Source organism: Nakamurella flavida (genome assembly GCF_030811475.1).
Classification (GTDB): Bacteria; Actinomycetota; Actinomycetes; order Mycobacteriales; family Nakamurellaceae; genus Nakamurella; species Nakamurella flavida.
Window position 1 is genome coordinate 2,703,249 of the sequence record NZ_JAUSQV010000001.1, and the last position, 13,258, is coordinate 2,716,506.

12 protein-coding genes are annotated in these 13,258 nt (G+C 73.1%); 8 read left to right on the forward strand and 4 right to left on the reverse strand.

The genetic code is table 11. The features are described from left to right. Positions 1-213 precede the first annotated feature (213 nt). On the forward strand, positions 214-837 hold the full coding sequence (locus J2S58_RS11970; RefSeq protein ID WP_240188865.1) for a YqgE/AlgH family protein: 624 nt from the start codon (positions 214-216) through the stop codon (positions 835-837). A gap of 19 nt (positions 838-856) precedes the next feature. Here the strand turns inward: J2S58_RS11970 and J2S58_RS11975 are convergent, their stop codons facing one another. Then, a complete protein-coding gene (locus tag J2S58_RS11975; protein ID WP_205256896.1) occupies positions 857-1,327 on the reverse strand; it encodes an SdpI family protein in 471 nt (156 codons plus the stop codon). Positions 1,328-1,545: 218 nt separating this feature from the next. On the opposite strand from J2S58_RS11975, the gene leuS reads away from it, so the two are divergent. The 5 genes from leuS to J2S58_RS12000 all read left to right on the forward strand — a co-directional run bounded on the left by leuS (position 1,546) and on the right by J2S58_RS12000 (position 9,315). Beyond that, positions 1,546-4,428 carry a leucine--tRNA ligase gene (leuS, locus tag J2S58_RS11980; RefSeq protein WP_205256895.1) on the forward strand — a complete coding sequence of 961 codons (2,883 nt, stop codon included), beginning with the start codon at positions 1,546-1,548 and terminating at the stop codon, positions 4,426-4,428. A 151-nt stretch (positions 4,429-4,579) separates the two neighbouring features. Further along, positions 4,580-6,313 (forward strand): fibronectin type III domain-containing protein, encoded by a 1,734-nt coding sequence (locus tag J2S58_RS11985; protein ID WP_205256894.1) that lies wholly within the window; start codon positions 4,580-4,582, stop codon positions 6,311-6,313. A gap of 101 nt (positions 6,314-6,414) precedes the next feature. Further along, complete coding sequence (locus tag J2S58_RS11990; protein WP_205256893.1) at positions 6,415-7,866, forward strand: xylulokinase; 1,452 nt, start codon at positions 6,415-6,417, stop codon at positions 7,864-7,866. Then, positions 7,863-8,633, forward strand: a complete 771-nt coding sequence (locus J2S58_RS11995; protein ID WP_205256892.1) for an SDR family NAD(P)-dependent oxidoreductase — start codon at positions 7,863-7,865, stop codon at positions 8,631-8,633. The genes J2S58_RS11990 and J2S58_RS11995 overlap by 4 nt, the downstream gene beginning before the upstream one ends. Positions 8,634-8,703: 70 nt before the next feature. Beyond that, complete coding sequence (locus J2S58_RS12000; protein WP_205256891.1) at positions 8,704-9,315, forward strand: DinB family protein; 612 nt, start codon at positions 8,704-8,706, stop codon at positions 9,313-9,315. A gap of 22 nt (positions 9,316-9,337) precedes the next feature. Here the strand turns inward: J2S58_RS12000 and J2S58_RS12005 are convergent, their stop codons facing one another. Together J2S58_RS12005 and J2S58_RS12010 are read right to left on the reverse strand one after the other, a co-directional pair. After that, positions 9,338-9,841, reverse strand: a complete 504-nt coding sequence (locus J2S58_RS12005; protein WP_205256890.1) for a DUF427 domain-containing protein — start codon at positions 9,839-9,841, stop codon at positions 9,338-9,340. Between the two features lie 40 nt (positions 9,842-9,881). Next, positions 9,882-10,367, reverse strand: coding sequence for a hypothetical protein (locus J2S58_RS12010; RefSeq protein ID WP_205256889.1), 486 nt, complete (start codon positions 10,365-10,367; stop codon positions 9,882-9,884). 99 nt (positions 10,368-10,466) lie between these two features. Between J2S58_RS12010 and J2S58_RS12015 the strand changes: the two genes are divergently transcribed. After that, a complete protein-coding gene (locus tag J2S58_RS12015) occupies positions 10,467-11,543 on the forward strand; it encodes a lactonase family protein (protein ID WP_205256888.1) in 1,077 nt (358 codons plus the stop codon). A gap of 3 nt (positions 11,544-11,546) precedes the next feature. On the opposite strand, the gene J2S58_RS12020 is transcribed toward J2S58_RS12015, so the two are convergent. After that, positions 11,547-12,665, reverse strand: coding sequence for an inositol-3-phosphate synthase (locus J2S58_RS12020; protein WP_205256887.1), 1,119 nt, complete (start codon positions 12,663-12,665; stop codon positions 11,547-11,549). Positions 12,666-12,854: 189 nt separating this feature from the next. Between J2S58_RS12020 and J2S58_RS12025 the strand changes: the two genes are divergently transcribed. Beyond that, the gene (locus J2S58_RS12025; RefSeq protein ID WP_205256886.1) at positions 12,855-13,256 is read left to right on the forward strand and encodes a DUF5318 domain-containing protein; all 402 of its coding nucleotides are present in this window, start codon (positions 12,855-12,857) and stop codon (positions 13,254-13,256) included. Positions 13,257-13,258 lie beyond the last annotated feature (2 nt).

A 13,258-nucleotide genomic window follows, 5' to 3' on the forward strand; every position in this document is an offset into this window, starting at 1 on the left:
GTCCCCCCGCCGAATGCTCCGTCCGCGGGATCCACACGGCGATCGAACACGGTGTTCACCCGGCCGTGACGCACCTCCCGGCGGGCCCCGGGAGGCGGGCGGCCCCGGGAGGGGAACAATCGGCAGCGATGAGCGAGCACCCATGATCGACCGCACCCCGATCGACCCCGTCCCGAGCGACGCGTGCCCGAGCGACGCGTGTCCGGTCGGCGCATGCGCGGCCCCGGGTCCGGCGTCGACCCCGGTGGTCCGCCGATGATCCACCCGGACCTGGAGCGGCCGCCGGCCGCCGGGATGCTGCTGATCGCCGCACCCGCCCTGACCGACCCGCACTTCAGGCGCACGGTGATCTACCTGGTCGCGCACGGCGCCGACGGGACGGTCGGGGTGGTGGTCAACCGACCCAGCGAGACCGGGGTGGACGCCGTGCTGCCGGCCTGGGCGCCGCACACCACCCGGCCGCACATCGTCTATGCGGGCGGACCGGTCCAGACGAACTCGGCGATGTGCCTGGGGGTGTGTCGTCCCGAGATCGACGCCCGGTCGCTGGACGACACCATCGCGGTCACCGGGTCGGTGGTGCTGATCGACCTGGACGCCGAGCCCGCCCGCCTGGTCGGGTCGCTGCTGGGCATGCGCATCTACGCGGGCCGAGCCGGTTGGGAGAACGGTCAGTTGACCGAGGAGATCGAGCAGGAGGCCTGGTACGTGGTCCCCGGGCACCCCACGGACCTGCTGGTGCCGGCGGCGGACGATCTGTGGTTCACCGCCCTGCGCCGACAGCGGTGGCCGGCGTCCCTGGCCGCGTACGAGCCGTTCGACCTGGAACGCAACTGATCGAGCGGGGGGCGGCCCGTCAGGCCGAGCCGGTGGCGGCCGGGTCGGTGCGGGTCAGGCCGGCACAGCCACCGCCACCGCAGGCGCATCCACCGCAACCGCCCCCGCCGGCGGGCTTGCGGGCCGGGACGGGCAGCGATCGAGCGGCCCGCTCACCGAGCACGCCGCCGGCGACCATGAGCGCCACCACTCCGGCCAGCCCGACCACGGCGATGACGATCGAGGTCACCGTCGACCAGGACAGGGCGAGCAGGACGATCGCGAGGACCACGGCCACCGCTCCGGCCGCGGTCACCACGGGAGCCGCGACACGGTTGGCGATCCGGAAGTTGGTGTCGTTGTCCATCGCGGCCGGGGAGTGCACACCGAGGCGGCCACGACGGTTCAGCGTGCCCCGCCATCCACCACGGGCGGTGGTCAGCGCCCAGGCGCCGAGAACGAGGAACAGCGCGGCGAGCAGGAGCGAGAGGACCAGGGGTGCGGGGGACACCCGTCGATGATAGAACGCGCTGCGTCCGGTGGGACGTGATCGGTGCGGCACCCCTCCGGGTGGCCTGCTCGCTGGAGTAGAGTGCGCCGCGTGGTCATGGTCCTGCTTGCCGGGCCGCGCTGACCCGTCACCGACGGACAGTGCGGCGATTCCCTCCTGGGCTCCAGGAGGGTTTTTTTGTGCCCGGACCGGACCGGAGATTCTTGAGGAGACGACGAGTGGACGCCGCGAACGACACCCAGCAGCAGACGCCGGTGGAGGCCGAACGGACCCCGCCGTTCCGCTACACCGCAGCCCTGGCCGGCCGGATCGAGGCGCAGTGGCAGGACCGGTGGGAGGCCGAGGGCACCTTCCTGACCCCCAACCCGGTGGGCGATCTGGCGCCGGCGGACCCCGCCGCGGTCCCGGCCGACAAGCTCTACCTGCTGGACATGTTCCCGTACCCCTCCGGCAAGGGGCTGCACGTCGGGCACCCGCTGGGCTACATCGGCACCGACGTGCTGGGCCGCTTCGCCCGGATGACCGGGCGCAACGTGCTGCACACCATCGGGTACGACGCGTTCGGCCTGCCCGCCGAGCAGTACGCCGTGCGCACCGGCACCCACCCGGAGGTCACCACCCGGGAGAACGTCGAGCGCTACCGCGTCCAGCTGCGCCGTCTGGGCTTCGCGCACGACCCCCGGCGCAGCGTCGCCACCACCGATCCGAAGTTCTTCCGCTGGACGCAGTGGATCTTCCTGCAGCTGTTCGACGCCTGGTACGACCGGGACGCACAGCGCGCCCGGCCCATCGCCGAGCTGATCGCCCAGTTCGCCTCCGGCGAGCGGCCGACACCCGACGGTCGGCCGTGGGAGGTGCTGACCCCGGCGGAACGGGACACCGTGCTGACCGGATGGCGGCTGGCCTACCTGGACCACGCGCCGGTCAACTGGTGCCCGGGGCTGGGCACCGTGCTGTCCAACGAGGAGATCACCCCGGACGGGCGCAGCGCGATCGGCAACTTCCCGGTGTTCCGGCGGAACCTGCGCCAGTGGATGATGCGGATCACCGCCTACGCCGACCGGCTGCTCGACGACCTGGAGGTGCTGGACTGGCCGGACTCGGTCAAGTCCATGCAGCGCAACTGGATCGGGCGCTCCCAGGGCGCGCAGGTCGCCTTCGCGGTGGACGGCGCAGTGGACGGCGCGGCCGTCGAGGTGTACACGACCCGACCCGACACCCTGTTCGGCGCGACGTATCTGGTGCTGGCGCCCGAGCACGAGCTGGTCGGCGCGGTCACCACGCCGTCCTGGCCCTCGGACACGCCGGAGGCGTGGACCGGCGGTGCCGCCACTCCCGGTGAGGCGGTCGCGGCGTACCGCGCCGCCGCGGCGAACAAGACGGACCTGGACCGTCAGGAGAACAAGGAGAAGACCGGCGTCTTCACCGGCTCCTTCGCGATCAACCCCGTGAACGGGGCCCGGCTGCCGGTGTTCATCGCCGACTACGTGCTGACCGGGTACGGCACGGGCGCGATCATGGCCGTGCCCGCGCAGGACACCCGCGACCACGAGTTCGCCACCGCGTTCGGGCTGCCGATCGTGCGCACCGTGCAACCCCCGGCCGACCACCCGGAGGACACCGCGTTCACCGGTGACGGCCCGGCCATCAACAGCAGCAACGACGAGATCTCGCTCGACGGCATGGATGTCGCGGCGGCCAAGACCGCGATCACCGGCTGGCTGGTCGAGCGGGGGGTGGGCCGTGCCCGTACCCAGTACAAGCTGCGCGACTGGCTGTTCAGCCGGCAGCGGTACTGGGGTGAGCCGTTCCCGATCGTCTACGACTCCGACGGCGTGGCGCACATGCTGCCGGCCGACCAGGTGCCGTTGACCCTGCCGGAGATGACCGACTTCGCACCGCGCTCGCTGGACCCGCTGGACGCCGACTCCGACCCGCAGCCGCCGCTGGCCAAGGCCACGGAGTGGGCCACCGTCCGGCTGGACCTGGGCGACGGGGAGAAGACCTACCGTCGCGAGTTGAACGTCATGCCGCAGTGGGCCGGTTCGTGCTGGTACGAGATGCGGTACCTGGATCCGACGAACGAGAACACCTTCTGCGACCCGGATGTCGAGCGGTACTGGATGGGCCCCGACCCGGCCCGGCCCGGTGACCCGGGTGGTGTCGACCTGTACGTCGGCGGTGTCGAGCACGCCGTGCTGCATCTGCTGTACTCCCGCTTCTGGCACAAGGCACTGTTCGACCTGGGCCACGTGTCCAGCCGGGAGCCGTTCCGGCGGCTGTTCAACCAGGGCTACATCCAGGCCTTCGCGTACACCGACGCCCGCGGCGTCTACGTGCCGGCGGAGGAGGTCGTCACCGAGGGCGACACCTTCACGCACGACGGCGAACCGGTCACCCGCGAATACGGGAAGATGGGCAAGTCGCTCAACAACATCGTCACGCCGGACGAGATGTGCGAGCGCTACGGCGCGGACACGTTCCGGATGTACGAGATGGGCATGGGCCCGCTGGACATCTCGCGGCCCTGGTCGACCCGGGACGCGGTCGGTTCGCTGCGGTACCTGCAGCGGCTGTGGCGGGCAGTGGTCGACGAGCAGACCGGCGAGACGGTGGTGGCGGACTCCACTCCCGACGTCGAGACGGCGAAACTGTTGGCGCGCACCATCGACGGCGTCCGGACGGACTACGCCGAGATGTCCTACAACACCGCGATCGCCAAGCTCATCGTGCTCACCAACCACCTGACCAAGTCCGGCGCACCGGTGCCCCGTCCGGTGGCCGAGGCGCTGGTGCTGATGACGGCGCCGCTGGCCCCGCACATCGCGGAGGAGCTGTGGTCGCGGCTCGGGCACACGGCGTCGCTGGCCCACGGCCCGTTCCCGTGGGCGGACCCGGCACTGCTGGTCGCCGACGAGGTCGAGTACCCCATCCAGGTCAAGGGGAAGGTGCGCTCGCGCATCACCGTGCCGGCGGATGCCTCGATCGAGGACGTGCAGGCGGCTGCGCTGGCCGACGAGCGCATCGTCGAGGTGCTGGCCGGGGCCGCGCCCCGCAAGGTGGTCGTGGTGCCGGGCCGGATGGTGTCGATCGTCCCGTGACGGTGGGTCGGTCCCCGGATGACCCCGGGGACCGCACCACGCGGACGCACTGCTCGGACGAAACGGACGAACCACACACCCCCTTTACAGCCTGCTTAGGCTCCGGTGCAGAGGGTGTCCAAGGGGGATGCCGGATCTCAGGGGCGGCGTCATGCGTCGAGTCATCCATCCCGTCGGTCGTCCCGTGCTGCGTCCGGGGTGGCGCGTGCTCCCGGCCGGTCGGGCCCTCGTGCTCGCGCTGGCCGCGATCCTGGCCGTCCCGCTCGGGTCACCCGCGTCGGCGAGCTCCGTGAGCGCCGCCGCCGCGCAGGTCCCGGCGGCGGCCCGGATTCCCGCGGCCACCCCCGCCGCGGCGATCTCCACCACCGGACTCCCGGCCGGCGCGGTGCGCCTCACCTGGTCGGCGGCGAGCACCTCCACCCCGCCCGTCACCGGATACGTGGTGGGCCGGACGGGTTCCTCCACCATCACTCCGGCGCCGTACTCCACGACGGTCTCGGCCGGGCAGCGGTCGTGGATCTTCAGCAGCCTGGTCCCGGGGCAGGAGTACCGGTTCTGGGTGGCCGCGGTCGATGCCGCCGGCGTCGGGCCGGCGTCGACCGTCGGGTACCGGTACCTGCCGGCCGGCTTCAGCCCCGTCCCGCCGTCGGCCCCGCCGATGCCCGCGGTGCGCTGGATCACTGGAACCAGTGCCGAGATCAGTTGGTTGGCGCCCGATTCCGACGGCGGCTCCCCGGTCACCGGGTACGAGGTGGCCCGGGACGGTGCGGCGTACGGCAATCCCGGCCCGTACTCGACGGTGGTGGGCGCCGGAACCCGGGCCCGCACCTTCATCCAGCTGATCCCCGGCTCGACCTACACGCTGTCGGTCCGGGCGGTCACCGCCGCCGGCCGGGGCCCGGCGGCCACGGTGCGGTACACGGTGCCGGCCGCCGGTGCGGCGCAGCCCGACGCCCCGGTCTACGCGCTGCGGGAGGGGACTCCCCGCACCCTGGAACGGGTCTCGGGTCCGGGACCGATCGGTCCGATCGCGGGGGCCACGGGCGATGTGTCCTTCGCGGTCGACCGGCAGGGTGCGCTGTACGTCGCTGACCCGGCCGCGGCGACCGTGCGCAGATTCCCCGCCGACGGGGGTGCCCCGGTGGCGGTGGGGACGGGTTGGGTCACCCCCACGGACCTGAACCTCGACGCCCGCGGCGACGTCTTCGTCCTGGACACCGGGACGGACCGCGCGGTCATGGTGCGCGCCACCGACGGTCGACGCGTGGTGTTCCCGCAGGACGCCACCGACGCGGATCTGGCCGTGGGACTGGACGGGTCGGTCGTGCTGTCCCGCCAGGTACCCGAGGACGGCCTGTCGCTGTTCGAGGTGTCGACGGTGCAGGCTCTAGGCGAGCGCCCGGCCACCGTGCGGCGGGTCCCCGGCGGGCAGTTCGCCGGTTCGGTCGTCGACCTCGACGGCACCGTGTTCCTCCGGTCGTTCTCCGGTCTCGGCGCGCAGGCCTTCTTCCTGACCCGGTTGGCCGCCGGCGAGCAGCAGACCAGTGCCGACGTCGGGCCCAGCAGGATCGCCGTCGGCAACGACAGTGCCGGCCGCGTCCTGGTGTCGACGATCCGCTCCTGGTGTCCGGCCGCCGATCCGTCCTGCCGCATCGATCCGGCCGTGGATGCCCTGCAGGTCTTCGGCGCCGGGCCCACGCCCCGGTCGGTCCCGGTCTCCGGGGTGGTCGATCCGTTCCGGCTGGCCGGTGACACCGCCGGACGCTTCTACGCCCTGCAGTCCGGTTCGAACGGGGGCACCGCGGGCATCCTGCGGATCGCTCCTGCCGGCGGAGCCGCGACGGTGGTCGCCGCCGGGCAGTTCGTGGACGTCGCCGCCGGCTGAGGGCACCTCGAACGGCAACGGCTTGCGCAACTGTTTGCCGTCTGTTGTCCTGATCCGGCACGTGATCCGCCGGGACGCCCCGCGGGTCCCACACCGTCGTGATGGGCAGGGCCGCGCAGATGGACGTACTGGTCGGAGTCGACCTCGGGACCACCGCCTGCAAGGTGACGGTGGTGGACGGCGACATGGGCATCCACTCGGTCTCCTCGGCGCCCTACGCGATCTCCGCCCCACACCGCGGGTGGGCCGAGCAGGATCCGGCGGCCTGGGGGACGACGGTGGACGCCACCGTGCTGCAGGCGCTGGCCGAGGTCGGGGTGACCGACGGCGACCAGGTGACCATCTCGCTGACCGGGCAGATGCACAGCACCGTGCTGCTGGACGAGGCCGGTGAGCCGCTGCGGCCGTCGATCCTGTGGTGCGACCGTCGGGCCACCGCGGAGAGCGCGCTGGTCGACGAGCGGGTGCCGGACGTCGAGGCGATCACCGGCAACCCGCCGCTGCCCGCGTTCACCCTGCCCCACCTGCTGTGGGTGCGGGAGCACGAGCCGGAGGTGTTCGCCCGGGCGGCCACCGTGCTGGTCCCCAAGGACTTCCTGCGCCACCGCTGGACGGGCCGGACGATGACCGACTGGACCGACGCGTCCGGCACCGGGATGCTCGACGCCACCACCCGCGCCTGGTCGACCACCATCCTCGACGCCCTGGGGCTGGACCCCGCCCTGCTGCCCCCGGTGGTCGATCCGGTCTCCGACGGCGGCGACGTGCTGACCGCTCCCGGCCGGGCCCTGGCCGGCGCGCACACCGCGGTCGGCGTGGGCGACCAGTTCGCCGAGGCGCTCTCCGCCGGGCTGACCCGGCCCGGCGATCTCTCCATCACCCTGGGCACGTCCGCGGTCGTGCTCGGCATCGCCGACCGGCCCGTGCCCGGCGCGTTCTGCCACGCCCAGTCCGACACCTGGATGCGCCTGGACTCCCTGCACGCCGGCGGCAAGAGCCTGGAGTGGTTGCGGGACATGATGTCTCCCGGGGAGTCGGTGGCCGCGTTCGCCGAGCTGGCCGGCACCGCCCCGGTCGGCTCGCACGACCTGCTCTTCCTGCCCTTCCTGATGGGCGAGCGGGTGGCCCGCGGGGGCGGGGCACCCGGCGCGTTCGTCGGACTCACCACCGAGCACACCCGCGGCGATCTGGTCCGCGCCGTGCTGGAGGGGGTGGCCTTCGAGCTGCGCCGCCTGCAGGAGTCCCGCGGCACCACGCTGCCCGAGGACGTCATCACCCTCAAGGGCGGCGGCGCCCGCAGTGCCTTGTGGTGCCGGACGATCAGCGCGGTGTTCGGCATCCCCTACCGGACCACCGACCGGGACGCCGCGTACGGCGCCGCGATGACCGCCGGGATCTCCCGCCGCTGGTGGCCGGACTGGCAGTCGGTGCCCGGGCTGCACGGCACCGGTGACGATTCCGCCCTGGTCGACGCCCCGCTGCTGGACGAGCGGTATCGCGCCTACAGCGCGATGGTGGCCGGCCTGTCCGCCCGCACGGAGGAGACCCGATGAGCATCCTGGACGCGTTCTCCCTGGCCGGCCGGGTCGCCGTGGTCACCGGCGGCAGCCGCGGCATCGGTCGGGCCATCGCCCGCGGGCTGGCCGAGGCGGGCGCCGCGGTCGGGGTCGTCTCCCGGGACGCCGGTAACAGCCAGGTGGTGGTCGAGGAGATCACCGCCGCCGGTGGGGCGGCGCTGGCCGTGGCCGCCGACGTCACCGTCCGCGCCGACGTCGAGTGGATGCTCGCCGAGGTCACCGACGCGCTCGGGCCCGTCGACGTGCTGGTCAACAACGCCGGGATCGGGGGCCACCAGCCGTCGGTCGAGCTGACCGACGACGAGTGGCACCGCATCCTGGCCACCAACCTGGACGCGGTGTTCGCCTGCAGCCAGGTCGTCGGGCGGCAGATGATCGGCCGCGGGACGGGGTCCATCGTCACCATCGGATCGATGTCCGGGTTCATGGTCAACCGGCCCCAGTGGCACCTGCCGTACGGGGTGTCGAAGGCCGCGGTGCACCACCTGACCCGGTCGCTCGCCGCGGAGTGGGCCCCGCACGGCGTGCGGGTCAACGCGGTGGCCCCCGGGTTCGTGCAGACCGAGATCGCCGCGCCGGAGATGTACGAGGAGTACGCCCCGCACTGGCGGGACCGCTCGGCCCAGCGCCGGTACGGCAGACCCGACGAGATCTCCCCCGCCGTGCTGTATCTCGCCAGCGACGCGTCGTCCTTCGTCACCGGCGAGGTGCTCGTCGTCGACGGGGGCTACACCCTCTACTGATCCGGCCGGCCGGTCGGCCCGGGCCGGGAATCCGCGTGCGGCTGTCGGTGCCCGGTGGGAGGCTGCCGGGATGACGGACGAGGACGCGGTCGCCCCCAGCATGAAGGCCGACCTGCTGCGCTACCTGCAGACCGGGCGGGACGCGGTGCTGTGGAAGCTGGACGGGCTCGGCGAGTACGACGCCCGCCGCCCGCTCACCCCCACCGGGACCAACCTGCTCGGCCTGGTCAAGCACCTGGCCGGGGTCGAGATCGGTTATCTGGGCGACACCTTCGGCCGCCCGTTCCCGGACCCGCCGGCCTGGATGACCGCGGAGGACGGCCCGGACGACGATCCGCAGGCCGATCTGTTCGCCACCCCCGACGAGACCCGGGAGGACGTCGTCGGCCTGTACCGCCGGGCCTGGGCGCACGGTGACGCCACCGTCGAGGCCCTCGACCTGTCCTCCGTCGGGCAGGTGCCCTGGTGGCCACCGGAGCGCCGTGACGTCACCCTGCACCGGGTGCTGGTGCACCTGATCGCCGAGACGCACCGGCACGCCGGTCACGCCGACATCGTCCGGGAGGGCATCGACGGGGCAGCCGGCCTGCGCGCGGACGGCAGCAACCTCTGGGTGGAGGGCGACGGCTGGCCGGCCTACCGGGACCGGGTGGAACGGGCCGCGCGGGAAGCCGCCGGCTGATCGGGCACCCCGGCGGCCCCGGTCACCAGCCCCAGGTTCCCGGTCCACCCTTGAACGGCCCGACGACTTCGTCGGTGATCCAGCCCGCGTAGAAACCCTCCTGCGGGCGGACCCGCTCCCCGTCGATGCGGCAGTCCAGGTCGTCCGCGGCGAAGGCCAGGTACCCGGTGATCTCCCGGAACGGGGTGGTGGGGCGCTCGTAGCTCCAGGCCGCGGCGACGAGCACCGTTCCGTCCGGCGCGACGACGTCCCAGTAGGTGGCCGCGCCCTTCCACTCGCACATCGTGCTGCGGGTGCGCGACGGGCGCAGTGCCGACTCCGTGACGTCGGCGCGGGGCAGGTACCAGGTCGGCGGGTGGGAGGTCTCCAGCACGCGAAAGGCGCCGTGGGTGTCGGCGACGGTCAGGTCGCCCAGCCGCACCGTCAGGTGCCGGGGGGAGAGCTCCAACAGGGGCGGGCGGGGGTAGTCCCACACCGACTCCTGACCGGGGCCGGGAGCGACGGGGCGGGGACGGGGATCGGCCATCCCCCCAGTGTGCGACGAGCCGTGCCCGGGGCCCTCCTGCTCAGCGCAGGATCTCCACCAGCAGCACCCAGGCGTTGGTCACCGACCCGATGAACACGAGCAGCACCCCGGCGGCGATCCAGCCCAGCCCGGCTCCGGTCCCGGAGATCAACAGGATGGAGCCGACCGCGAACGGGAACACCTGGAGGACGGCGAACAGGGTCTTGAGCACCGCCGCGCCCCGGCCGCCCGGCCCGGGATGGGCGAGCACCCGGCGGGCCGCCACCCCGGTCAGCACCAGCGTGCCCAGCGTCGCCAGTCCGATCTCGGCCCCCAGCAGTTCGACGGCCTGACCCGGGATCAATCCCGCCAGGGTCGCGACCACGCAGAGCACCAGTGTCCCCACGGTGGCGGCCGCCCGCGACGTCATCCCCGGGAGGGTCAGGATCGTCTGGATGTTGACGCTCATCGCGACGATGATCAGACCGGCCAGGGCGGCGGCCGCACCGGCGGTCGCCACGAAGAACTCGGACCATCCTTCCGGCATGGGTGCACCCTGCCGGGTTCCCCGGCGCAGCGCCAGGACCGGACGACCCGGTGTGTCGGGAACGGGGCACGCGTGGACTCGGAGCGACAGGGGGTGGGCATGACGGGGACGGACCGGCCGGCGGCCTGGGTCGGGTGCTTCACCCGGGGTACCGGCGGACAGGGCGAACGGGTCGAGGTGGTGCGTCGGGTCGGCGAGGTCTGGCGTGGACCCGCCCGGCGCCCGGCGGTCGAACCACCGGTGATCTCCCCGTCCTTCCTGGTGCACGCCCCCGTCCCGGATCGGCTGTATGCGGTCTCGGAGGCGCCGGAGGGTGAGCTCGTCGGGTACCGGATCGAGCCGGACGGGACGGCCGTCCCCGACGACCGCGTCGCCAGTGGCGGCAGCTTCCCGTGCCATCTGGCCGTCGCCCCGGGGGGCGCGTTCCTGGTCACCGCGCACTACGGCTCGGGCACCGTCGCGGTGCACGCCCTGGACGGGGCCGGCCGCCTGGGCCGGCGCACCGATCTGCTGGCCCACACCGGGAACGGGCCCGATCCCGATCGGCAGGAGGGTCCGCACCCGCACCAGGCGGTGTTCGTCGGCGATCTGCTGCTCGTCCCCGACCTGGGTCTGGACGTCGTCCGCAGCTACCGGCTCGACGCCCACGGCCGGCTGGCCCCGGCCGGACCGGACGGGGTGCTGCCGCCCGGGTTCGGTCCGCGGCACCTGGTCGCCCTGCCCGGGGGCCGGATCGCCGTGGTCGGCGAGTTGGCCGGGGCGATCGCCCTGCTCGCTCTCGACCCGGTGACCGCCGCGTCCACCCTGCTGGACGTGGCCGCCACCACCGGCCGGTCGGGTCGCTGCGCACCGAGCGGGATCGGTGTCGACCCGGCCGGCCGGTGGGTCGCGGTGGCCAACCGCGGGGTGGAGACCGTCGCGGTGTTCGCCGTCCCGGCCCCGGGGCAGGGTTGGTCGCCGCCCCGGGAGACCTGGTGCGGCGGGACCGAGCCGCGGGACCTCACCGTGGACGGCGATCGGATACACGTCGCCAACCAGCACGGCGGCGGGCTGATCACCCTGCAGGTCCTCCCGGGCGGCGGGGGGAGCCCGGCCGGCCCGACGATCCGCCGGACCGGCCGGGGCGTGGCGCTGGGCAGTCCGACGTGCGTGCTGCCCGCCCGGCCGGCCCGCTGAGGATCAGGCGGTCAGCTCGCCGGCGATGAAGGCCTCCACGTTGTCCCGGGCCTGGTCGTCCGGGAACTGCACCGGAGGGGACTTCATGAAGTACGACGAGGCGGAGAGCAGCGGCCCGCCGATGCCCCGGTCGAGGGCGATCTTCGCGGCCCGCACGGCATCGATGATGACCCCGGCGGAATTGGGGGAGTCCCAGACCTCGAGCTTGTACTCCAGGCTCAACGGGACGTCGCCGAACGCGCGGCCCTCCAGCCGGACGTACGCCCACTTGCGGTCGTCCAGCCAGGGCACGTGGTCGCTCGGCCCGATGTGCACGTTGCGCGCGCCCAGGTCGCGGTCGACCTGGGAGGTGACGGCCTGGGTCTTGGACACCTTCTTGCTCTCCAGCCGGTCCCGCTCGAGCATGTTCTTGAAGTCCATGTTGCCGCCCACGTTGAGCTGCAGGGTGCGGTCCAGCACCACGCCGCGGTCCTCGAACAACTTGGCCAGGACCCGGTGCGTGATCGTCGCCCCGACCTGCGACTTGATGTCGTCGCCGACGATGGGCAGCCCGGCGATCCTGAACTTCTCCGCCCACTCCGGTGTCCCGGCGATGAAGACGGGCAGGGCGTTGACGAAGGCGCAGCCGGCGTCGATCGCGCACTGCGCGTAGAACCTCGCCGCGTCCTCCGACCCGACGGGCAGGTAGCAGACGAGCACCTCGGCACGCGCCTCGCGCAGGGCGGCCACCACGTCGACGACGGGGGCGTCGGCCTCGGTGATCGTCTCCCGGTAGTACTTCCCGAGCCCGTCCAGGGTGGCGCCGCGCTGCACGGTCACCCCGGTGGGCGGGACGTCGGCGAGGGTGATGGTGTTGTTCTCGCTCGCCACGATGGCCTCGGCGAGGTCGAACCCGACCTTCTTCGCGTCCACGTCGAACGCGGCCACGAACTCCAGGTCCCGCACGTGGTAGTCGCCGAACCGCACGTGCATGAGGCCGGGCACCCGGCCGTCCGAGTCGGCGTCCCGGTAGTACTGCACCCCTTGGACGAGGGACGAGGCGCAGTTGCCGACGCCGACCAGGGCGACCCGGATGCTGCGGTCGGCTCCGGACGGACCGGCGGGTGGGGCTGAGCTGGACATGCGGATGCTCCTCGGGTGACGGGCCGGGATGGCGGCCGGGCGGACTGCCGACGCAGGGGGACGGGGCAGGCGACGCGAGGGTAGCGGGTCGAGAGAACAAACGACACGCATGTCATCATGTACGGACATTGATGGGGCGGTCGGTGGGGGCCCCGGGAGGGGTCGGAGGCCGGGTCGTACGCTGGCCGGGTGCGGACACAGCGAGGGCTGGTGGACTACGCGTTGCAGCGCCGCGCGCTGCTCGCCGAGGTCACCTCCGGCCGCACGGGGGTCACCGAGGTGTGCGACGCCTCGCCGTATCTCGTGCGCGCGGCCAAGTTCCACGGGGTTCCCACCGACGTCCCGTGCCCGGTGTGCCGCAAGGAACCGCTGACCCACGTCTACTGGGTCTACGGCGACGAGATCAAGCACATGGCCGGGTCCGCGCGGGCCCCCAAGGAACTGGAGACGATGGCCGGGACCTACGGCGAGTTCTCCGTCTACCAGGTCGAGGTCTGCCGGACCTGCTCCTGGAACCACCTGGTCGCCTCGTTCGTGCTGGGCACGGCCGGCGAACAGCCCCGCCGCACCCGCCGCCGCGCCCCCGGCTGACG

Bases quoted from the DNA above. Each gene is read 5' to 3' on its own strand.
- J2S58_RS11970 (WP_240188865.1), top strand. From the start codon at position 214: ATGCGCGGCCCCGGGTCCGGCGTCGACCCCGGTGGTCCGCCGATGATC.
- J2S58_RS11985 (WP_205256894.1), top strand. From the start codon at position 4,580: ATGCGTCGAGTCATCCATCCCGTCGGTCGTCCCGTGCTGCGTCCGGGG.
- J2S58_RS11990 (WP_205256893.1), top strand. From the start codon at position 6,415: ATGGGCAGGGCCGCGCAGATGGACGTACTGGTCGGAGTCGACCTCGGG.
- J2S58_RS11995 (WP_205256892.1), top strand. From the start codon at position 7,863: ATGAGCATCCTGGACGCGTTCTCCCTGGCCGGCCGGGTCGCCGTGGTC.
- J2S58_RS12000 (WP_205256891.1), top strand. From the start codon at position 8,704: ATGACGGACGAGGACGCGGTCGCCCCCAGCATGAAGGCCGACCTGCTG.
- J2S58_RS12005 (WP_205256890.1), bottom strand. From the start codon at position 9,841: ATGGCCGATCCCCGTCCCCGCCCCGTCGCTCCCGGCCCCGGTCAGGAG.
- J2S58_RS12010 (WP_205256889.1), bottom strand. From the start codon at position 10,367: ATGCCGGAAGGATGGTCCGAGTTCTTCGTGGCGACCGCCGGTGCGGCC.
- J2S58_RS12015 (WP_205256888.1), top strand. From the start codon at position 10,467: ATGACGGGGACGGACCGGCCGGCGGCCTGGGTCGGGTGCTTCACCCGG.
- J2S58_RS12020 (WP_205256887.1), bottom strand. From the start codon at position 12,665: ATGTCCAGCTCAGCCCCACCCGCCGGTCCGTCCGGAGCCGACCGCAGC.